At 49.6% G+C, this 22,009-nt stretch carries 18 protein-coding genes and 1 tRNA gene; 3 read left to right on the top strand and 16 right to left on the bottom strand.

What is annotated here, in order from left to right:
• Positions 1-101: 101 nt before the first annotated feature.
• From clpP to BZG77_RS04365, 3 genes are all read right to left on the bottom strand, one after another.
• Positions 102-725: an ATP-dependent Clp endopeptidase proteolytic subunit ClpP gene (gene clpP / locus BZG77_RS04375; protein ID WP_021022248.1), complete on the bottom strand. Its 624-nt coding sequence runs from the start codon at positions 723-725 to the stop codon at positions 102-104.
• A 277-nt stretch (positions 726-1,002) separates the two neighbouring features.
• Positions 1,003-2,307, bottom strand: a complete 1,305-nt coding sequence (gene tig, locus BZG77_RS04370) for a trigger factor (protein WP_077646339.1) — start codon at positions 2,305-2,307, stop codon at positions 1,003-1,005.
• 340 nt (positions 2,308-2,647) lie between these two features.
• Positions 2,648-2,724: transfer RNA gene (locus tag BZG77_RS04365), tRNA-Arg, on the bottom strand.
• A 298-nt stretch (positions 2,725-3,022) separates the two neighbouring features.
• Here BZG77_RS04365 and folD point away from each other — a divergent pair.
• Positions 3,023-3,883, top strand: coding sequence for a bifunctional methylenetetrahydrofolate dehydrogenase/methenyltetrahydrofolate cyclohydrolase FolD (gene folD / locus BZG77_RS04360; RefSeq protein ID WP_077646338.1), 861 nt, complete (start codon positions 3,023-3,025; stop codon positions 3,881-3,883).
• 109 nt (positions 3,884-3,992) lie between these two features.
• Here the strand turns inward: folD and rfaH are convergent, their stop codons facing one another.
• Together rfaH and BZG77_RS04350 are read right to left on the bottom strand one after the other, a co-directional pair.
• Positions 3,993-4,493, bottom strand: a complete 501-nt coding sequence (gene rfaH, locus BZG77_RS04355) for a transcription/translation regulatory transformer protein RfaH (RefSeq protein ID WP_077646337.1) — start codon at positions 4,491-4,493, stop codon at positions 3,993-3,995.
• A gap of 160 nt (positions 4,494-4,653) precedes the next feature.
• Entirely contained in the window at positions 4,654-5,709 is a 1,056-nt protein-coding gene (locus BZG77_RS04350) for a response regulator (RefSeq protein ID WP_077646336.1), read from the bottom strand.
• A 508-nt stretch (positions 5,710-6,217) separates the two neighbouring features.
• Between BZG77_RS04350 and BZG77_RS04345 the strand changes: the two genes are divergently transcribed.
• Positions 6,218-6,817, top strand: a complete 600-nt coding sequence (locus tag BZG77_RS04345; RefSeq protein WP_077646335.1) for a Yip1 family protein — start codon at positions 6,218-6,220, stop codon at positions 6,815-6,817.
• Between the two features lie 55 nt (positions 6,818-6,872).
• Here BZG77_RS04345 and purF read toward each other — a convergent pair whose 3' ends face one another.
• The 11 genes from purF to fabB all read right to left on the bottom strand — a co-directional run bounded on the left by purF (position 6,873) and on the right by fabB (position 19,875).
• Complete coding sequence (gene purF, locus BZG77_RS04340) at positions 6,873-8,387, bottom strand: amidophosphoribosyltransferase (RefSeq protein ID WP_077646334.1); 1,515 nt, start codon at positions 8,385-8,387, stop codon at positions 6,873-6,875.
• Between the two features lie 31 nt (positions 8,388-8,418).
• Entirely contained in the window at positions 8,419-8,916 is a 498-nt protein-coding gene (locus BZG77_RS04335; protein WP_021022877.1) for a CvpA family protein, read from the bottom strand.
• 61 nt (positions 8,917-8,977) lie between these two features.
• Positions 8,978-9,535: an SPOR domain-containing protein gene (locus tag BZG77_RS04330; RefSeq protein WP_077646333.1), complete on the bottom strand. Its 558-nt coding sequence runs from the start codon at positions 9,533-9,535 to the stop codon at positions 8,978-8,980.
• A gap of 12 nt (positions 9,536-9,547) precedes the next feature.
• The gene (gene folC, locus BZG77_RS04325) at positions 9,548-10,798 is read right to left on the bottom strand and encodes a bifunctional tetrahydrofolate synthase/dihydrofolate synthase (RefSeq protein WP_077646332.1); all 1,251 of its coding nucleotides are present in this window, start codon (positions 10,796-10,798) and stop codon (positions 9,548-9,550) included.
• 65 nt (positions 10,799-10,863) lie between these two features.
• On the bottom strand, positions 10,864-11,796 hold the full coding sequence (gene accD / locus BZG77_RS04320) for an acetyl-CoA carboxylase, carboxyltransferase subunit beta (RefSeq protein WP_077646331.1): 933 nt from the start codon (positions 11,794-11,796) through the stop codon (positions 10,864-10,866).
• A gap of 116 nt (positions 11,797-11,912) precedes the next feature.
• A complete protein-coding gene (gene truA, locus BZG77_RS04315) occupies positions 11,913-12,749 on the bottom strand; it encodes a tRNA pseudouridine(38-40) synthase TruA (protein WP_077460335.1) in 837 nt (278 codons plus the stop codon).
• 137 nt (positions 12,750-12,886) lie between these two features.
• Positions 12,887-13,444, bottom strand: coding sequence for a FimV/HubP family polar landmark protein (locus BZG77_RS14680; protein ID WP_108743939.1), 558 nt, complete (start codon positions 13,442-13,444; stop codon positions 12,887-12,889).
• Positions 13,445-13,476: 32 nt separating this feature from the next.
• On the bottom strand, positions 13,477-16,047 hold the full coding sequence (locus tag BZG77_RS04310; protein ID WP_131826132.1) for a FimV/HubP family polar landmark protein: 2,571 nt from the start codon (positions 16,045-16,047) through the stop codon (positions 13,477-13,479).
• 280 nt (positions 16,048-16,327) lie between these two features.
• Positions 16,328-17,341 (bottom strand): aspartate-semialdehyde dehydrogenase, encoded by a 1,014-nt coding sequence (locus BZG77_RS04305; protein ID WP_077646330.1) that lies wholly within the window; start codon positions 17,339-17,341, stop codon positions 16,328-16,330.
• Positions 17,338-18,492, bottom strand: a complete 1,155-nt coding sequence (locus BZG77_RS04300; RefSeq protein WP_077646329.1) for a 4-phosphoerythronate dehydrogenase — start codon at positions 18,490-18,492, stop codon at positions 17,338-17,340. Before BZG77_RS04300 ends, BZG77_RS04305 begins: the two co-directional genes overlap by 4 nt.
• A gap of 168 nt (positions 18,493-18,660) precedes the next feature.
• Positions 18,661-19,875 (bottom strand): beta-ketoacyl-ACP synthase I, encoded by a 1,215-nt coding sequence (gene fabB / locus BZG77_RS04295; RefSeq protein WP_021023107.1) that lies wholly within the window; start codon positions 19,873-19,875, stop codon positions 18,661-18,663.
• A gap of 119 nt (positions 19,876-19,994) precedes the next feature.
• On the opposite strand from fabB, the gene mnmC reads away from it, so the two are divergent.
• Positions 19,995-21,995, top strand: coding sequence for a bifunctional tRNA (5-methylaminomethyl-2-thiouridine)(34)-methyltransferase MnmD/FAD-dependent 5-carboxymethylaminomethyl-2-thiouridine(34) oxidoreductase MnmC (gene mnmC, locus BZG77_RS04290; RefSeq protein ID WP_077646328.1), 2,001 nt, complete (start codon positions 19,995-19,997; stop codon positions 21,993-21,995).
• Positions 21,996-22,009 lie beyond the last annotated feature (14 nt).

The following is a 22,009-nucleotide window of genomic DNA, read 5'->3' as shown; positions in this document are numbered from 1 at the left end:
GAGTTTACAACAAATCGGCCACTTTTTCCGACCCAACAACCATCAAGCCTTGGCTAATGAGCGAAGTTTGTCTCATTTCAACGCTCTGCGGCGAATTGGGTTTAGTCTCGTTGACTCAATACGGCGTCAACTAAGCCATAGTCCACCGCTTCTTGCGCCGCCATGAAATTATCACGGTCAGTATCGCGCTCGATCACTTCCATCGGCTGGCCAGTATGTTCAGCCAATATAGTGTTGAGACGGTGCTTCGTTTTGATCATTTCCTGCGCATGAATTTCAATATCAGACGCCTGGCCTTGGAAGCCCCCTAGCGGCTGGTGAATCATCACGCGCGAGTTTGGTAAACAATAACGCTTACCTTTGGCGCCACCCGCAAGCAGGAAAGAGCCCATCGAACAGGCTTGGCCTGTACATAAGGTGCTCACGTCCGGTTTAATAAACTGCATGGTGTCATAAATCGCCATCCCCGCAGTCACCACGCCGCCTGGTGAGTTAATATACAGATAAATGTCTTTTTCTGGGTTCTCAGATTCCAAGAACAGCATCTGCGCCACAATCAAGTTCGCCATTTGGTCTTCCACTTGCCCTGTCAGGAAGATAATGCGTTCTTTGAGTAGGCGAGAGTAAATATCGTAAGAGCGCTCACCGCGCGAGGTTTGTTCCACCACCATAGGGACAAGGGCGTCCGTAATGGGTGGCATGGCATTTCTATCTTGATGGCTCATAACGTAATATCCCTAATCGAATTTGTTATCACTCTTGCCTTAACCAAGGTTTAGCACAAAATGCTGTAACAGGTCACTAAAATCTTATATCGGTGTATGCAGCTTGATGATCCATCGAGAGTTTTTACTTAAAAACAAGGCTCTCTAACGTCGATTGGCTTCATCACCATTGCGACCAATAGATGGAAAAAATGGCCCGAATGACAAGTCATTAGGGCCATTGTAAGCAGATACGTTTACGCAGTGTCAATAAAACACAGACGTTTTTTAATCCGAATTACGCTTGCTGAGAAGCGTTCATTAGATCACTGAAACCGACTTCAGCTTCAGTAACGGTTGCTTTTGCTAATAACGCATCGATCGCTTGCTCTTCAAGCGCAACGTTACGCATATTTTCCATCAGCTTCTCGTCTTTTTCATAGTAAGCGATAACTTCTGATGGGTCTTCATACGCAGATGCCATTTCTTCGATCAGTGCTTTAACGCGCTCATCATCGGCTTTAAGCTCTTCAGACTTGATCACTTCGCCAAGCAGTAGGCCGACGCTAACACGACGCTTCGCTTGCTCTTCAAATAGCTCACGCGGTAGCTGAGAAGCGCTATCCATGTTGCCACCAAAACGTTGTGCCGCTTGCTGACGCAATGTGCCAATTTCTTGGTCAATCAAGGCTGACGGTACGTCGATTTGGTTTTGCTCAACCAGACCGTCCAGTACTTGTTCTTTTACCTTGTTTTTGATCGCTTGCTTGAGTTCGCGATCCATGTTTTTGCGTACTTCCGCTTTCAGGCCTTCAACACTGCCATCTGCAATGCCGAAGCGCTGAACGAATTCTTCTGTTAGCTCAGGCAGCTCTTGCTCTTCAACTTGATGCAGTTTAATCGCGAACTGAGCCGCTTTTCCTTTCAAGTTTTCAGCATGGTAGTCTTCAGGGAAGTTCACGTCGATAGTGAATTCTTCGCCCGCTTTTTTGCCAACAAGACCGTCTTCAAAGCCTGGGATCATGCGACCCTGACCCATTTCTAGCTGGAAGCCTTCGGCTTTTCCGCCTTCAAATTCTTCACCGTCGATGGTGCCGACGAAGTCCAGCGTCACACGGCTGTTATCTTTCGCTTCGCCTTCTGCTTCTACCCAGCTCGCTTGTTGCTTGCGCAAGGTGGTGAGCATTTCTTCAACGTCGCTTTCTTGCACGTCCGCTTTTGGCTTTTCGACGCTGATCGCGTCTAGGCCTTGTAGCTCAACCTCTGGATACACTTCAAAGTCAGCTTTAAATACCAGATCTTTTCCTGCTTCGTTCTCTACAGGGGTAAAGGTTGGTGCGCCCGCTGGGTTCACTTTTTCTTGGATCATCGCTTCAATAAAGTGACGCTGCATCACTTCGCCCAGCACGTCTTGACGCACGGTAGCACCGTACATACGTGACACCATTTTCAATGGCGCTTTACCTTTACGGAAACCATCAAAACGACGATTCTTAGCGATATTGCGTAGCTCTTTAGTGACTGCATCATCGATATTGGCAGCAGGCACTGTGATGGTCATTTGGCGCTTAAGGCCTTCGGTGGTTTCAACGGTAACTTGCATTATAAATTTAACCTCAAATTTACTCAGGGGTACTGAGTGATGTTTACCAGTTTGACTGGTGGCATCATCCGAGCTATGAGTCCGTCATAGCCCCTGCGAATCCGGATACACGCAATTGGCGTATCGAGCTATCTCATCCGAGACTGAAAATTAAGACGCGCTATTATAGCGGCACCCGTCAACTGAGTCGAGACAAGGGGCAACCGATGGCGTTTCAATATCGAAATTGGGGTGATATCTCACAATTCAACCGCGTAAGATCACAGATTTTACTGTTTTGTGCGCGATTGATTGTTTTCAGAGCACTCAGACAAGGCAAATACGGGGAGACGCATAAAAATGGCGCGCCCTACAGGATTCGAACCTGTGACCCACGGCTTAGAAGGCCGTTGCTCTATCCAACTGAGCTAAGGGCGCAATAACGATATGCAGCGTGGATTATAAAGCGACGTTAGGTCCCGTCAACGCTTTTCCCTAAAATGTTGACCTAGTTGCTCAAAACCGCGCCAGTTTATTGTCAATCACCACCTATCGCTTTTTGGGACCACTTTGCCAACCTAATGACGCGAAGGGCTAGACAATGACGTGATATTTTCTCTCAATAGGATATCTGGCATATTCCGCTATCAAAACCAAAGCAAACGTTTGCGCAATAGCTTTTAGCCGCGATTTTTGTCACAATACTGACGAATATTGCTTTAGCCAAAGGATAGTTATGGCCGCACAATTGATTGATGGAAAGCTGATCGCGCAAACGGTGCGTCGTGAGGTCGCTGCACGCGTCGCCGCTCGCACAGAAGCAGGTCGCCGCGCACCTGGTTTAGCCGTTATTTTGGTCGGCTCGGACCCTGCATCACAAGTTTACGTGGGGAGTAAACGCCGAGTCTGTGACGAAGTCGGATTTGTATCACGCTCCTATGACCTCCCAGCCTCTTGCTCACAGCATGAGCTCCTCTCGTTGATTGACACTTTGAATGACGATGGCTGTATTGATGGCATTCTCGTTCAACTGCCGTTGCCGGCAGGGATTGATGCCACGTCCGTATTGGAGCGAATCCGCCCAGATAAAGATGTAGATGGTTTTCATCCTTTTAATGTGGGCCGCTTGTGCCAACGTATGCCAACACTACGCTCGTGCACGCCGAAAGGAATTATTACTCTTCTCGATCGTTATAATGTACCGCTACGTGGTAAACATGCTGTGGTTGTGGGAGCATCCAATATTGTTGGTCGCCCGATGACGTTGGAGCTGTTACTCGCCGGATGCACCACCACCACCTGCCATCGATTTACCCAAGATTTAGAAACGCATGTTCGACAAGCCGATGTGCTCGTGGTTGCGGTCGGTAAACCTAAGTTCATCCCTGGCGATTGGATAAAACCCGGGGCAATCGTGATTGATGTGGGCATCAACCGCATGGATGACGGTAAATTAATCGGGGATATTGAGTACGATGTCGCGTATGAAAGAGCCAGTCATATCACCCCTGTACCTGGCGGGGTTGGCCCTATGACAGTCGCCACCTTGATTGAAAACACACTCATGGCGTGCGAGCAGTATCACGACGTTGGCTAGCATCACAAGGTGGCGAAGTCAATTTGATTGGCTTTCACACATTGATTTCGCCCATCTTTTTTGGCCTGATACAACGACCTATCGGCACGTTCTACGACGCGTAAGTCGCTTAGCATGACGCTTTTATATCTGAGTTATTGATCCGTAACTCGGTTTGTTGATTGAGTATTTTGATTAAAAGGATACAGCGTTTTTCGCCGTCTTTTTCTTTAAAAATCGCTTCAGCACCGGCAAACTGGCCACTCTCAACGGTTACTTTTTGACCAGGCTTGAAGCCTTGATACAGTAATTCTCGTTGCTCATCACTGTCTTCCATCATCATCAAGTGTTGAATTAATTGAATATCGACGTGGATCGGCTTCGCACCTTGGCGAACAAAATCAACAACGCCACGTGTAGAGCGAACAGACGTGTATTGAACCGATTCAGGATCAAAACAAGCAAAGATGTAATTCGGAAAGAGCGGTTCTTCAACTTGCCGGTATTTGCCTCGACGCAACTTTTCGACTGTGACTATCGGGTAGTAACAGTCCACGCCTTGCCGCTTCAAGTTTTGTTCCGCACGTTGTTGTTCTGTGCGTTTACAATAAAGTAAATACCAATGTTTCATGCCGATCTGTCCCTGATATCTATCGAAGGTAAGGTAACAACCCATCCAGAGCGACGTGAGTATACGGATGAAAATTATCACCAGCAAGCAGAGCGGGACGTGCATCGCTTGAACTGGTGATATGGAGATGACGGGACACCACAATCATTGATGGCCTATATTAGGCAATCTTTTGAATATCAACACTAAAGCTATTCAAGCCGACTTCATTTAAAGACACACGCGCATCGCCTGATTGCATATCCACAGTTTGGAATTCACTGCTAAAGGCATCGCGACCTAGCCAATGCTCACTACGAACTAATTTCGTGGTTCCGCTACTATCAATCGTGGCTTTTAAACCTGCTGGCAGAATATCGAGTTGGTTATCAACCATGTTTAAGACACCAAACATGGCACGAACCGGTGATGTATAAGCCGATGCACGAATCGCATCTTCAATCCGTTTTACCAGCGTCAGGAATCCACGTTCATTCACATCACTTGAGCGGACAAAATCATTAAAAAAGGCCCGAATCATCAAAGTCGTTGCCGTCCCATCTTCTTCAGCTGACGCTGAGTCGACCACATAGAACGCCATTTTCCCGCCGAGCAGCCAAGCATAATCGAGCACAATAGGGTTGGCGTCTGCCGATTGCAGCGAGTGATATGACAAACGCCACGCGCCTTGTTGTGAGTCTGGCTCAGGCATCAACCCCATCAGCAACTCTCGCGCACTACCAGGATTATGACGTAGCGCATCAAGGTGCCATTTTAGTTCGCTTTCTGAGGCGCCTTTGTCCGCATCTTCATTCACTTTAAACCACTGTTGACTAAAGTCATCACTGGCATGCACATCATCGTTGGCATCATCAATCACCGCTTCAATGGCTTTTTTAACCGATTTGATGTCTTCAATGGGCTTGAGTAAAAAATCCTTTACTCCAAAGCGAAGCGCCTGAGCAACGTCAGCCATGCCTCCGGTACCTGAAATCACAATCATGGGCAGCATCGGGTATTCGAGACTGACTTCCTCAACGAACTCAAGCCCCGTCATGACCGGCATAGAAAGATCGCTGATCAGTAAATCAGGGATCGATTGCCTCAATGCTTGTAGCCCTTCTAGCCCATTTTCTACTTCACGGACCGTCGCACCTTCTCTTTCAAGAAACGAGGCAATCATTCGACTAAAGACGGGATCATCTTCAACAATTAAAATATCTTTACTGTGCAACACGACGCTCTCCTCCCGGACTGCAAAGCAGCGGCTGTTTTAAATCGCTCTGTACTAATCGTAGCTGAACTCAGACACCCCGTGCCTGCTTATGATATTTAATTTGATAGCGAACAATAAACAGCTGTTTAAAATAATAATTTTATCAATATAAACTCACATGCATCTTAACGTACAACAAGGAGTACGATAAAAAACACCTAAAAATCAGCAACACTCCAGGGTACGCCACTCTGTATTAAAAGTGAGATGTTCAACAATTAATACATGACAATCATCACATAATGTATGTTCTCCTTGCTTTATTTCCGAGCGGCTTCGCCCTTTGCCTCGTGAGGAAGGTTGTTATAGCGCACAAAACTTGCCAATTATGATGTCAAGAGCTATTCGTTAGGTAAGGAAAGAAGATTTGGGCATCTGTCTTCGCACAGCCGAGCTAGCCGTTACCCAGCTGTCGTGCGCCGACCATTGCATCTTTGTTTATATTTAGGGAATAACGAGCGGGGTTACTATGATTTTAGGTCACTTAGTCGGGTTATATACCCATCCCAAAAAAGAATGGAAGACAATTGGCGAACGACACGAGGGCGTTTCAAGCAGCATCGGACATGCGCTCTTGTTAGCGTTGATCCCTCCCGTGTGTGCTTACTACGCAAGTGTCAATATCGGCTGGCAAATCGGCGCGGGAGAGTCCATTTTCATGACGCCACAAAGCGCGCTTTTTATTGCCAGTGCTATGTATTTAGCGTTACTCGGTGGGGTTGCTGCCCTTGCCTATCTAACCTTGTGGATGAGTCGAACATTTGGCTCTGCGCCTAACTATACGCAATGCCTTGAGCTGGCCGCTTACACGGCGACGCCGATTTTTATGGTCGGGCTTGCAACGCTCTATCCGGTGGTATGGTTTGTCATGATTGTCGGCTTGATCGGTGTCGCTTATTCCGTTTATCTGCTGTATACCGGCGTGCCGATACTCATGGAGATCCCTGAAGAGCGCGGTTTTATTTATGCAAGCTCCGTCGTCACCTGCGGCTTAGTCCTGTTGGTCGCTATCCTTGCCACCTCCGTGATTCTGTGGAATGTCGGGATGGGGCCTGTTTTCACACACTAGGGCCTTCGCTCGCTAAAAAGACAAATACGCCGCGATAATCTCGCGGCGTATTTGTTTAATCTTCGTTATGTATCTCTAAGTTCGCAAGCTCTTGTTGCTGCTCTCGTACAGTTTTAGCATCATCACTACGTAAGCTTTGCAAATTATCGAGGTACCCCTGATCCACATCTTGGGTGACATATTCGCCACTAAACACCGATGTTTCGAAGCGCTCAATCGCTGGGTTAGCCTCACCAACAGCGTCGACGAGATCCGGCAGATCTTGATAAACCAAGCCATCAGCACCAATTAATTGGCCAATTTCATCCACTTCGCGACCATGAGCAATCAACTCGTTGGCACTCGGCATATCAATGCCATAGACATTGGGGAAGCGTACTTCGGGGGCCGCGGAGGCCATATAGACTTCTTTGGCGCCTGCTTCACGTGCCATTTCGATGATCTGCTCTGAGGTTGTGCCTCGCACGATCGAATCATCGACCAAGAGTACGCGCTTGTCTTTAAACTCTGAACGGATGGCATTGAGTTTACGACGTACGGATTTTCGACGCATCTGCTGCCCCGGCATAATAAACGTACGACCTACATAGCGATTTTTAACAAAGCCTTGGCGGTAGGGTTTACCTAGCACTTGCGCAATCTCTAACGCGATATCACAAGATGTCTCAGGGATAGGAATGACGACATCAATATCCACGTCTTCCCACTCGCGCTGAATTTTAGCGCCAAGCTTTTGACCCATACGAATACGGGCCCCATAAACAGACACTTTATCGATAAATGAGTCGGGACGAGAAAAGTAAACGAACTCAAAGATGCAAGGGTTAAGACTCGGTGAGTCCGCACACTGACAGGTATGAAGTTGTCCCTCTAAGGTGATATAAACCGCCTCTCCGGGTGAGACATCACGCACGAAATCGAAACCCACGGCATCCAATGCAACGGTTTCAGACGCAACCATATACTCGGTACCTGTTTGCGTATCGCGCTTCCCCAAACAAAGCGGGCGAATGCCTTTAGGATCACGAAAAGCGATAACGCCATGCCCAATCACCATTGCCACAACGGCATAAGCGCCGGAGACTTGTCGATGGACCGCTTTCACCGCGGTAAACATATCATCAACAGTAAGAGGATGAGAAGTCGCAGTCGACAGTTGATGGGCAAGGACATTGAGGAGAATTTCAGAGTCAGACGTTGTATTAAGGTGACGACGATCTTTTTCAAATAAAGATTGGCGCAACGCCTCAGCATTGGTCAAGTTACCATTGTGGGCGAGAGTAATCCCGTACGGGGAGTTGACATAGAAAGGCTGCGCTTCTGATGCACTAGAGCTGCCCGCTGTAGGATACCTTACATGTCCTATTCCAACCTGGCCTTGTAAGCGCTGCATATGCTTCAGTTGAAACACATCCTGGACTAACCCATTGGCTTTTCGAAGCCGAAAACGATTGTCATCGATGGTGACAATGCCGGCTGCATCTTGTCCTCGATGTTGAAGCACAGTCAGTGCATCGTAAATGGACTGATTGACCGGAGTGTTACCAACGATTCCAACAATACCACACATGTCAGCGATTCCTTGTTACGCGAATATCAGCCTAAGATCCTGCGATCTCAGGTAAGAAACTGGAACTGTTCTCGAGATAGTGGAAGAACCATTCGATCACTACCGCAAAGTTAGGAATAAGTTGCGATTGTCCCCACGCTTGGTTGTTGGCGACCGATGTAAAGGCATCGAGGAAGAAAAGCACCGCCGCGATGATTAACACGCCGCGCACACTGCCAAACACCATACCAAGCACTCTATCCGTGCCAGACAATCCCGTTTTTTCTACTAACTGGGCAATCACATAATTGACTACTGCGCCGACCAATAAGGTGGCAATAAACAACAAGGCGATAGCACTACCATTACGGATAACCGCATCTTGGATATTGGTCAAATACACCGCTAGCTGCGTGTAGAATTGGCTGGCAATAAAAAACGCCCCAAACCAAATCACTAATGACAAGGCTTCTTTTACAAAGCCTCGAATCACGCTCACTAACGCCGAAAAACCAATGACGCCAATAATAAGATAATCAATCCAATTCATCGTATTCACTTGCTCGAGACGTGCGCATTCTAACAGAAAAAATGCTCACGCAAACGTTTTCTTATTGGGTAAGTGGGTCAAATTTGCGCAACTGTCCTTTCAATCCTGTCAGCGATTGCAGATCAGTCAGTTGCGATTCGAGTGTGGTTTTAGAAACATGTGGCCCGACGACCACTTTCGCTAAGTCACCGGGTTGAATGTCTCTGGGTAAGATATGTGCTTGATATCCTTTGTCACGTAATTGCTTAACCAAGCGACGAGCATTCTCTTGGTTACGGAAGGTCCCCAAACGGATCATCCATGCGCTGTCTCCGTCCTTGACTGACGCTACACTTGATGCCGTGGGCGTTGGATCACTTTTTTCCGTCTCAGCCTGCGCATTTGTGTCAGCTGAAGGCGTATCGTTTACCTGGGTATCGGGCGCTGTCACCTCAATCACCTCGGGTTCTTCAACCGGCATTTGGCTCACTGTGCCATCAAAGTCATCCCGCAGGGGGATGCTTTGATAGTTTTCTTGGTAATGCTCTTTTTGGCCATCGAGCACATCAGGTAGCACTATCACACCGATAGAGACTAACACTAGGGTGCCGACCACTCTTTTTTGTAACTTACTGGCCACAATGACTCCGTTTTAATTAAGCGTTTCCATCACCTGCCCAACGGTATGGAACGACCCAAATACGACCACACAGTCTCGCTCAGGTTCAGCCTGACTCAACGCATGTTGATAGGCGTCACTCGGTGAGCTGAATTGCATTGATGCCACCACCGGCAATTTATCGGCTGACGCGCCACGAGGTACGGCTAAAGAAGCGGGGTACCAGCAATCCACAATGCGATCAAAACAGGCTAAGGTACCCTCTATATCTTTGTCTGCTAACATCGCCACCACAGCATGCACGCGTCCTGTCAATCTCGCTTTTTGCTCAGCGAGTTTCTTTGCTAGGTAAGCGGCAGCATGCGGATTATGGGCGACGTCAAAAATCGTGTAAGGGGCGTCAGCAATAACTTGCATCCGACCGGTAACCGCGACAGACGCTAATCCCTCAGTAATGTGTGTATCAGCAATGTCGAGGTCAGCAACGCCCAGCGCCATTAAAGCCGTTGCCGCATTTTGTAGCGGAATAGCCGGAATAGGTAGATCTGTCAGTTCAAAAGCACCGGCCGCCCAACGCCACGTATCTCCTGTCATGGCATAGTGGTACTGATAGCCTAACTGATTTAATTGCGCGCCAATCGCATCAGCATGCGCAGCAACACTCGCCGGTGGTGCAGGCTGACCACATATCGCCGGTTTATCTTTCCGGAATATGCCTGCTTTTTCATAACCAATCTGATTAATGTCATTGCCCAGCCAATCACAATGATCGAGTGCGAGACTGGTGATCACAGATACGTCATGACCCACCACATTGGTGGCATCTAAACGGCCACCGAGACCCACTTCGAGGATCACGACATCAAGCGCATGCTGTTTAAATAGCTGTAACGCGGCTAAGGTACCAAATTCAAAAAAGCTCAGACTGGTTTGGCCGCGTGCCTGGTTAATTACCTCAAACGCTTGAGTATGCTCACTATCAACCAGCACGTCGCCATTGATACGGACCCGCTCATTGTAATGAATAAGATGCGGTGAGCTGTAAACCCCCGTACGGTAACCCGCGTGCTGTAATATTGCCTCTAATAAGGCGCAGGTGGTCCCCTTGCCATTGGTCCCTGCAACGGTAATCACTTTAGGCGCAGGCTTGGTCAATTGGGCGTGCTCCGCAACTGCCGCGACGCGTTCAAGGCCAAGATCGATGGCACTGGTATGGATATTTTCTAGATAAGACAGCCACGTATCCATTGAGGATGTGGCTGTTGGATGCTGTAGTTCAGACATTGACTTGGTCAGTTACTCGATGATGGGCAAATGATACCAAGGATAACGCCATGGAACACGGTCAATTATTGCTCTTGAGAGGAAGGTGCCACTTCAGGCTCTTCTAGAGGTTGAGGTTTATCTTGCTCAACATCGACGACTAATGGCGACTTAATGTTACCCAGCTTCGCCAATAGGCCCGCCAAACGCTGACGCATCTCACGACGATCAACAATCATGTCGATCGCACCATGCTCAAGCAAGAACTCACTGGTTTGGAAATCGTCTGGCAGATTCTCGCGTACGGTTTGCTCAATGACGCGACGGCCAGCAAAACCGATAATCGCTTTTGGCTCTGCGACATTAATGTCTCCGAGCATAGCAAAGCTCGCGGTCACCCCACCGTACGTTGGATCAGTGAGTACCGAAATGAATGGCAAGTTGTGACGTGACAAACGCTCAAGTGCCGCACTGGTTTTCGCCATTTGCATCAATGACATCAAGGCTTCTTGCATGCGCGCCCCACCACTGGCCGAAAAACACACCAGGCCACAATGGTTTTCGATCGCGTGCTCGACCGCTTTAACAAACCGTGCGCCGACGACTGCGCCCATCGAACCGCCCATGAACTTAAATTCAAACGCACAAGCAATCACGGGCACGTCTAGCACACTGCCTTTCATGACCACGAGTGCATCTTTTTCCCCACTGGACTTTTGCGCGGCTGACAAGCGATCTTTATACTTTTTCGAATCACGAAATTTTAATACGTCTTTAGGCTCCAGTTCACCGGCAATCTCTTCACGTCCTTCAGGATCCAAAAAGACATCCAGACGACGGCGTGCTGGCATACGCATATGGTGGTCACACTTGGGACAAACTTCCAAATTACGTTCGACATCAGCGTGATAAAGTACTTGATCACACGACGTACACTTGGTCCAAACCCCTTCAGGGATCGACGCCTTGCGTGATGAACCAATATTACTTTTGGTTAATATTTTCTCTAGCCAGCTCATGGACAACCTTTACTTAGTCATGGCTATCACAATTAGACAACCATCTTGGATTCGTAACAAATTAAACCGAATTAAATCACAAGTCTGCCAGACTTGGGATAAAAAACTGGTACTACCTATTCTGTCTCCGTACGCTTTGCGCCGAGTATGCTCTCGGATTCCATCACCTGATCGGGCAAAAACAAAGGCCCTATCGGCGGGCGTGGTAAGCCATATTGATCCGGATAATCCACCTCGACCAAATACAAACCTTCCGCTTTGGCCGTCGCGGCCGCCAAGGTGCGATCTTTCTGTGCCAGTAGCCATGCGATCCACTCTGGCGGCTGTTCTTTACGACCGACAGCCATGAGGCTGCCCGCGATATTGCGCACCATGTGATGCACAAAGGCATTCGCTTTTATATCGATCACGATAAACCGCCCCTGACGCGTGACAGATAAATGCATCACATTCCGCCATGGCGAGTGAGATTGACATTGTGCCGCACGAAATGACGAGAAATCATTCTCACCGAGTAAGTACTGACCCGCTCGCGCCATTAAGGTTTCATCCAACTCGCTATGATAGTGACTGACACCTTTACCCAGTATCGCTGGGCGCAAAGAGTGGTTGTATATCACATAGCGATAGCGGCGTGCTGTCGCACTGAATCGCGCATGAAAATCGTCTGGAACAGGCGTGGCCCAACGTACGGCAATCGCATCAGGCAAGTTTGCATTCACTCCCATCGTCCAGGCTTTTAATGGCCGTTGGCTATCGCTATCAAAATGCACCACCTGTCCGGTGCCGTGGACCCCCGAATCGGTACGCCCCGCACATTGTACTGCCACAGGGTGATTAGCGACGGTCGACAAGGCCTTTTCCAAGTGTTCTTGGACACTGGTGACTTCTCGTTGCCTTTGCCAACCGTAAAACTGGGCGCCGTCATATTCAATGCCTAACGCGAATCTCATGCCTGTGCCTTTTTAGTTACTGCTCAACAAGGCGCAGCATTATACCCATAAAGCCGGCCTGTTGCAGGTCTTAACATCGACTGTCTATTCTGAGGCCTAATAAGCAATCAGGTAGCCTGTGCTACCTGATTGTGGTGTTACCTAAGTTGTTCAAGCAGTTGCCGAGCCTCTTGCTGCAAGGCCTTGTTACCTGACTGGATCACTTTTTCTAATAAGGAAATCGCGCCATCCATATCATTCATTTCCAAGTAAGCTTTCGCCAAGTCGAGATTGGTCGATGCCTCTGTGCTGGCGGTGTCGCCATCAACATCAATCGCACTAATGTCTTCTAACACATCAGGGAATTCATCCAACCCTACGTCAAGGTTCATCTCCGCCTTATCGGGATCAATATCTGGCGTCGAGCCGTCATCGCGCATAAGCTCTTCGATACTAATGTAGTCGTCATCTTCCTGCTCTTCGCCGATAAGCTCACTCTCAGCATCACCCTCACCGAGAAGATCATCATCCAAGGCCTGTTCCAGTTCAAAGGTTTCAAGCGAGGCCGGATCGATGGCGGGTTGTTGGCTCCAATCTTCACTTTCGGCTTCTGGCTCTGGCTCATTATCGGCTTGCCAAACCGCTGCTTCTTCGTCGGATAAAGCGGAAAGATCGAGAGGCTCATCGTCATCGGATTCCGATAGCAAGGCCTCCATATTCAGACCACCGACCTGGTGATCATCGTCATTCAGATCACTGATATTGCGTGTATCGCGCTCGGGCGCCTCAGAGGTTGGCGCATTGTCTTGCTGCTCATTGAGATAAGCTCTGGCTCTGGCTCTGGCTCTGGCTCTGGCTCTGGCTCTGGCTCTGGCTCTGGCTCTGGCTCTGGCACGCTATCAAGTGCAGCTTGTTCTTCTTCGTCAACCGGTTCTGCATCTGCCAGTGCGGCTTCTTCGTCATATTCAGGCAGATTGGTTAAATCGAGTAAATCTTCCTCTTTAATATCATCGAGGTTTTCGCCTTGATCTGGCTGCTCGTTGGCGACGGGCGCTTCATCCGCTTCATCTTGTGCATCGTCGTCAGTATCGGGCTCTGCGGTGTCATCGCCTGGCGCTTCGTCCGTGTCATCCTGTGCGTCGTCCTCAGTATCGGGCTCTGCAGTGTCATCGCCTGGCGCTTCGTCCACGTCATCCTGTGCGTCGTCCTCAGTCTCGGATTCCGCAGTGTCATCGACTGGCGCTTCATCCGTGTCACCCTGTGCGTCGTCGTCAGTCGCGGGCTCTGCGGGCTGTTCTGCCTTGCGGGGATCAGGCTCTGGTTCACCCTCTGATTCATAAAGCAGTTTTTCGAGTTCCGCTTCATTAGGATCGCTGTCTTCAGCTTCTTCCCACAGTACAGGATCATCTCCCTCCGCAAGTGGATCGGATTCGTCGTCGTCACCTAACACTTCCTCCAACAAGGCGTCAGAGTCTTCAAGGTGCGGATCATCGTTGTCTAATACTTCATCCAGTAAAGCATCACTGCTTTCATCAAACTCAGTCTCCGTATCATCTTGATCATTCAACCAGCTATCGTCATCATCATCACCGACAAGCTCATCAAGAAGCTCGGTCGTGTTGTCGAGCGAAACGCTGTCTTCGTCGTCATCATCTGATAAATCAATTTCTTGGCTGAGATCTAACGCTGGCTCATCGGCAAGGGCTGAGTCAAATAATGCATCATTCGGTGCTTGCTCTTCCGACGCTTCGCTTGATTCAGGGTTATCATCCGATGTCGCCTCAGTATCACTCTCTACGTCTGCTTCTGATTCACGCGTGGACTCAGAGGGGTCCTCCGGCGCAGACTCAGTGCCCGATTCCCCGGCGAGCAAGGCATCAATGTCATCTGCACCACTGTCGTTACCTTCTTCTAGCGCTTTCGCCCACTCTGCTGCAAGCGCCTCGTCTGCACTCATTTCCTCTTCAGGGAGGGCTGCGTCGTCGGTTTCACTTTCGCTGTCGGTCGACGTTTCGGTATCGGCAGGCGGTATATTCGCCAATTCATCTAACGCACGCTCCATGTCCTCGAGTCCAATGGCATCGTCACTGGTTGGCGCAACGCTCGATTCGTTACCAGACATGTCGTCCAGTTCATCGTCAAGATTGAGATCATCAAGGTCCGTGTCATCACCAAATGCCACGTCTTCATCACTATCACCATCCTCAGTGATCTCTAACTCATCGTCAGATTGAGCTTGGTGACTCTTCCCTTCCTGCTCATCTTCAGGATCGGGCACCATGATAACCGGCATATCATCTAGCTCATCATGGTCGAGTGAGGCGGGCTCGTCATGCTCTTCGTCTTGTTTCTTGCGACGCGCCAAGAAGAAGAAAACCCCACCGACAATTAACGCGCCAGGAATGATCGCGAACATGGCGAGCAGGAGTGGATTATCCAATAAAGAGTCGACCGCGGAGGGGGGCTGCGTCTCTTGTTTCGCCTGCTGCTGACGTTGTTGTTCTAGGAAAGCACGTATTTCCTGATTCAACTCGTCATCACTGCTCATTTTTTCTTTCAGCGCATTCAGTTCGTACTGAACTTCGGATAAGCGCACTTTGAGCACATGATTACTCTCAACCAAGCGGGTCATTTCTTGATCTGAGTTTTGTAGCTGCGATTGCAACATTTCCACCACTTCAGGTTGTGGTGTCTCAGGCTCACTCGCTTCAGTGTACTGCGCCTGCTCTGTTTCTGAGGCGCTTTGTTGCGATTCTGGTTCAGCTTGCTCGGGTTCGACTTGCTCTGATGCTTGAGCGTCAGGCTGAGTGACTTGTTCACTCAATGGTGTCGTCGTTTGTGCTTGCTTACGTGCGTCATCAATTTCAAGACGATTTACGACATCTTGCGTACTTTCTCGTTCGATTTGCTCCAAGGTTGGCATCACTAATGTGCTACCTGGCTGCAAGCGATGGATATTATTATTGGCAAACGCGTCGGTATTGAGACGGAAAATCGCGCCCAATGTTTGGTAAACACTGACTTGTGTATTGGGACGCATTTGCGTCGCAATCGACCACAAGGTTTCGTTTGCACCTGTTGGGCCATATTGCTGCGCGGATTGCGCCGTAGGCGGTTGTTGTGCGGATGACGACTCAGTCGTCATTTCCTCTTGCGGGCCCAGAATACGAATGGCCGCCTCGACCGGTAAGGTAGACACACTGACGAGACTGATCGCCAATAACCCCACGACGGCAAGAAGATGCCGCCTCACTGTGTGCAAGATTATCGTCAATCGCGTTTGAGAAGAAGACTGTTCACTTTGCTGTGCGTTGGACACACCCGCACTCCCTATGGCAGAAATGGCCTCACTAAATATCTAACTATATCGGAAGCCATGCGAAAAACTGTAGTTTGATGATATAAAAGTGTGTTGCGCGATCAAACTGTGGGCGCTCTGCCTCAGTTTTGCCTCGATGATAGCATGCCCACACTTCTCGTATCGTCATCTGTGCAAATTTAATGCCTAAAAAAATACCCCATCAACGGATGGGGTACCAATCAAACTGACATGGTGATGTGTGGACCATCACGCTCTTGTCATCGTCACACGCTGTCGATTAAAGATAATCGCGCACTAAGACTTCAGCAATTTGAACCGTATTGGTCGCGGCACCCTTACGCACATTGTCAGCAACCACCCAGAGGTTTAAACCATTTGGATGGCTAATGTCGTTACGGACCCGTCCCACAAGCACCTTGTCTGATCCCGTCCCTTCTTTGACTTGGGTTGGATACTCTTCGCCTTCAAAGACTTCAATATGCTCGTGCTGGCTAAGGATTGCCATCGCCTCTGTTGCGTCAATGGGTTGACGGCATTCGATATGCACCGCTTCTGCATGGCCATAAAAAACAGGCACACGCACACAAGTAGGGTTAACCCCAATCATCTCATCAGCGAAAATCTTTTGCGTTTCCCACACCATCTTCATTTCTTCTTTGGTGTAGCCGTTATCCATAAATTGATCGATCTGAGGCAAGCAATTGAAAGCAATTTGTTTACTATAGAGCGAAGGTTCGGCATCTTGGCTATTGAGCAGTTTCACCGTTTGGCCCGCGAGTTCGTCGATACCCGACTTTCCAGATCCTGACACCGATTGATAGGTAGAGACGTTAATACGTTCGATCCCCACGGCATCGTAAATGGGTTTTAATGCGACCAGCATCTGAATCGTTGAGCAATTGGGATTTGCAATAATATTGCGGTTACGAAAATCACCAATCGCGGCTGGATTAACTTCCGGCACCACCAAGGGCACATCGAAATCATAGCGGAATTGTGAGGTATTATCGATCACCACGACTCCTGCTTCTGCGGCAATAGGCGCCCAATGTGCGGAGGTTTGCGCGCCTGCCGAAAACAAGCCAATTTGAACTTGGGTCCAATCAAAGGTGTCGACGTTTTTCACACGCAAACTTTCGCCTTTGAAGGTAATGGTTTCACCGGCACTGCGCTCGCTGGCAAGCAGGTGGAGAGTGCCAATAGGAAAATCGCGCTCTTCTAAAATGTCGATAATGGTACGGCCTACCGCACCTGTTGCGCCCAAAACCGCAACATCAAATGCTTGTGTCATGCGTGCTCCTCAATACTAAAGCCCAGCTTAGCCAGCGACTGTAACCCGAAATCAGCGTGTCCGGCTACCGTGATCGCACTGTACTCACGTCGATCCCAGTAATTTTTTCGTAATTGGTCAAAGGCTGTACGCTGTGCCGGTTTGTTCTCCCCTGCTTGTGTCATCGCTCGGCGAAAATCACTATCGTCGCGACGGATATCATAAACAAGTTGGGTTAACGCCATAAGTTCAGTCTGCTGCCAAGGCGCGGCTAGTTGCACAGAAGGAATGGGCGCTTTCGGCAATAGATCGGTGGCGTCAGCGCGCTGTGGTAACGATAAATGTTGGCATAAGGCATTAAACACCATGGTGGTACCGCGTGCTTTTCCTTCCAATCCATAGCCAGCGATATGTGGCGTTGCAAAGGTTAGCCGTTCGACCAACGCAAGATCGACCTCGGGCTCATGCTCATACACGTCCAAAACTGCATCCATATCGCCTCGTGCCAGCCGTGTCTTAAGCGCTTGATTATCAACAATCGGGCCGCGTGCGGCATTAATCAAAATGCTTCCCGGTGCGAGTGCATTTAAACGAGCGTGATTCATCAAATGATGAGTAGGGTGCTCACCAGTCGACGTCAGAGGCGTATGAAAGGTCACCACATCCGATTGTGCAATCAGCGTATCAATATCCACCATATCCGCGCGATTCTCACGCGCCTGACGCGGCGGATCGCAGAGCAAGGTTTTAATGCCCAGTGCAGCTAAACGCTCAGCTAAGTAACTCCCAACGTGACCGACACCGACAATACCGACGGTTCGGTCGGTCAATTTAAATGCTTGCTGTTGCGCCAACACCAATAAGGCACTGATCACATATTCCGCGACCCCAACTTTGTTGCAGCCCGGCGCTGCCGTGGCATATACGCCTTGTGCTTGCAGTGCATCAAAATCAAGGTGATCTTCTCCCGCGGTAGCCGAGCCGACAAAGCGTAATTGCTTGGCATCTTTAATCAACGCGTGATTAACATGCGTGACACTGCGCACCAACAAAGCGTCGGCATCTTGGATATCTTCCGCACCGATCGCCCGACCAGGTAAGGCAACGACTTCACCTAATTGGCTAAACAATGCCTGGGCGTAGGGCATGTTTTCATCTACAACTATTTTCACGGTCAGCATCCTGTTTTTAACGTCGCGTACGAGCGCTGAAAAATAACGCCCATTGTATCGCCCTACCTGCAAGAAAACATCCGCCAAAAAGCATGCCCCCACGTCGGGCCAATAATAAAAAACCCGGCCGTGGCCGGGTCCATTGAGAACCTGAAAATAAGCGCGATATTAGCCGCGATACTTTTCAATCACCAAGGTGGCGTTCGTTCCGCCAAATCCGAAGCTGTTTGACATAACACGAGTGAGTGCTTGCTCACGTGGTTGTGTCACAATATCTAGCCCATCAGCGGCCGGATCCAAGTTATCAACATTGATACTCGGGGCGACAAAGCCGTGCGCCAGCATTAGCGTCGAGTAAATGGCTTCATGCGCCCCAGCAGCACCGAGTGCATGGCCTGTCATCGACTTGGTCGCGGAAATAGCAGGGCTCTTACCACCAAAGACTTCTTGGATGGCACCAAGCTCTTTGACATCACCCACTGGCGTTGACGTGCCATGGGTGTTGATATAATCCACTTCGCCATCAACATCTTGCATCGCCATATTCATACAGCGCACCGCCCCTTCGCCGGATGGCGCGACCATATCATAGCCGTCAGACGTTGCCCCATAGCCGACAATTTCACCATAAATGGTGGCACCACGCGCCAGCGCATGCTCAAGCTCTTCAACCACCAGCATACCGCCGCCGCCAGAAATCACGAAACCATCGCGATCGGCATCATAGGTACGTGACGCTTTTTGTGGATCATCATTGTATTTGGTTGAAAGTGCGCCCATGGCGTCAAACATCATGGTGAGTGACCAATCAAGCTCTTCGCCGCCACCAGCAAACACGACGTCTTGTTTACCCAATTGAATCAGCTCAAGCGCATGGCCAATACAGTGTGCCGATGTCGCACAGGCCGAGCTCATGGTGTAGTTGACCCCTTTAATTTGAAACGGGGTCGCCAAGCACGCTGAGACCGTGGATGACATAGTACGTGGCACCATATAAGGGCCGACGCGTTTTACACCTTTCTCGCGTAAGGTATCAACCGCCGTGACTTGGTTGACCGATGATGCGCCCCCAGAACCGGCAACTAGGCCCGTTCTCGGATTAGAAACTTGCTCAGGGGCTAAGCCTGAGTCTTCAATCGCCTGCTCCATGGCTAAATAGGCGAAGCCAGCCGCGTCCCCCATAAAGCGCATTTTTTTACGATCAATGTGGTCGGCTGGGTTAAGTTTGAGATCCCCCCAAACGTTGCTGCGCAGCTTCATATCTGCAAACTGCTGAGAGAAGTTAATGCCAGATTTCCCCGCTTTGAGCGACTCCAGCACTTCTTTGACGTTGTTACCAATACTGGAAACAATCCCCATGCCTGTAATGACAGCTCGTTTCATGATTCTTTCCTAGACGTTAATTTCGCAGTGGATGATAGCGTTTTTAAAGCTGATAAGTGGTCAGCTTTCCTTTCTATCAGTACAATTTCCATCTTCTCTTTCCTGTGTACGAGGCATTTGTGAGCACTCCCTCAATCGACCATGCAAAAATCAGCTGGAATGATACAGGTACGCCTGTTGCTGATCAGTTCGACGACGTCTACTTTTCCAATCACGACGGCTTAGCGGAGACCCGCTACGTGTTCTTGGCGCAAAACCAGCTGCCCGAACGTTGGCATACGGCATCCCAGTCACGCTTTGTGATTGCAGAAACCGGATTTGGGACCGGGCTAAACTTTCTCGCCACCTGGCATGCCTTTGACCAATTTCGCCATGCTAACCTTGATAGCACCGTCACGCACCTCCACTTTATCAGTTTTGAAAAGTACCCTTTGACCGTAGAAGATCTCGCGCGTGCCCATCAAGCTTGGCCCGAGCTTGCAAACTATGCTGAGCAACTCCGCGCCCATTACCCCGTACCGTTAGCGGGTTGTCAACGTATTGTATTAGCTGATGGTCAGATTACACTCGATTTATGGTTTGGGGATATTAAAGATTGGTTACCACAAGTACCGACAGGTCAGGAAGGGATTGTTGATGCCTGGTATTTAGATGGTTTTGCCCCAAGCAAAAACCCTGAAATGTGGAACCAGGATTTATTTAATGGCATGGCAAGACTTGCGCGAGAGCAGTGTACCTGCGCGACGTTCACCGCGGCCGGCTTTGTCCGCCGTGGACTGATTGACGCCGGCTTTGAGATGAAAAAGGTAAAAGGCTTTGGTCACAAGCGAGAAATGTTAGCGGGTGCTTTACCTGCTCGCCAAGCCACTGCCAGCCATCCACCTTGGTATGCGCGCACATCCGCCGCAACAGCGGATGACATTGCCATTATTGGTGGTGGTATTGCCAGTGCAGCCTTGATTAGCGCATTACTTCAGCGAGGCAAGCAAGTCACGCTTTATTGCCAAGACCCGCAGCCAGCGGCAGGCGCATCCGGCAATCAGCAAGGAGCGGTTTATCCACTCCTTAATGGTAACAACGACAACTTGAGTCAGTTTTTTGCGCCCGCTTTTTTATTTGCTCGGCAGTTTATTCGCCAACAGGCTGAACAAGGCATCGCCTTTGAACATGACTGGTGTGGTGTTACCCAACTAGGCTATGACGAGAAAAGCGCCTCTAAGCTCGAAAAAATGCTTCATGGCGCATTTCCTGAGGCACTGGTCATGCGCGTAAGCCAAGACGCAGTGACAGAAAAAGTGGGGGTAGAAACTGGGCATGCCGGTGTGTTTTACCCGCTGGGCGGCTGGCTCAGTCCGCAACAGTTTACCGCAGGCGTGATTGGTGCCGCTATCACCCGCGGACAGCTAAGCGCGCATTTTGATTGTCACATCAATGCGTTAACACAAACGGACAATGGTTGGACCCTGAGTACCGCCAACGGTGAGCTGTGTCACCAGAACGTGATTATCGCCAATGGGCACCAAGCGGATAACTTTAATCAAACGGCGCCTATTCCGGTTTACCCCGTGCGCGGCCAAGTGAGCCACGTTCCCACCAATGCTGACCTCCGCGCACTGAACACGGTGTTATGTTTTGAGGGCTATTTAACACCGGCAAATCAGGCTGGTGAGCATTGCTTAGGCGCAAGCTATGCACGCAATAATGCCGACCTTGAATTTCAATCGGCCGATCAGGTTGAAAACCAGCAGCGCTTAACCGGCTGTATTAACACTGATTGGGCACACCATGTGCCTGTTGCCAAAACAGGACGCGTTGGTGTGCGCTGTGCCAGTCGCGATCATTTGCCATTTATCGGCAATGTGTGTGATTACGACGCACTGCTTTTAGCCTACCAAACCCTGCAAAAAGACAAGGAAAAAGCCGGTTCCGTCCCGGTTTACCCTGGGCTATATTGCCTTCTGGGGCTGGGCTCTCGCGGTCTTACCTCCGCCCCTCTCGCCGCAGAAATCCTCGTCGCTCAGTTATGTGATGAGCCCTTGCCTTTGCCACAGTCAGTACTCGATACCCTGCACCCGGGACGCATGTGGATCCGCAAACTGCTAAAAGGTAAAGCGGTGTAGCGAATCATTAGTTA

It is taken from the genome of Salinivibrio sp. IB643, assembly GCF_001996105.1.
In the GTDB taxonomy this organism is placed as follows: Bacteria; Pseudomonadota; Gammaproteobacteria; order Enterobacterales; family Vibrionaceae; genus Salinivibrio; species Salinivibrio costicola.
This window is presented reverse-complemented; position numbering and strand designations above follow the sequence as displayed.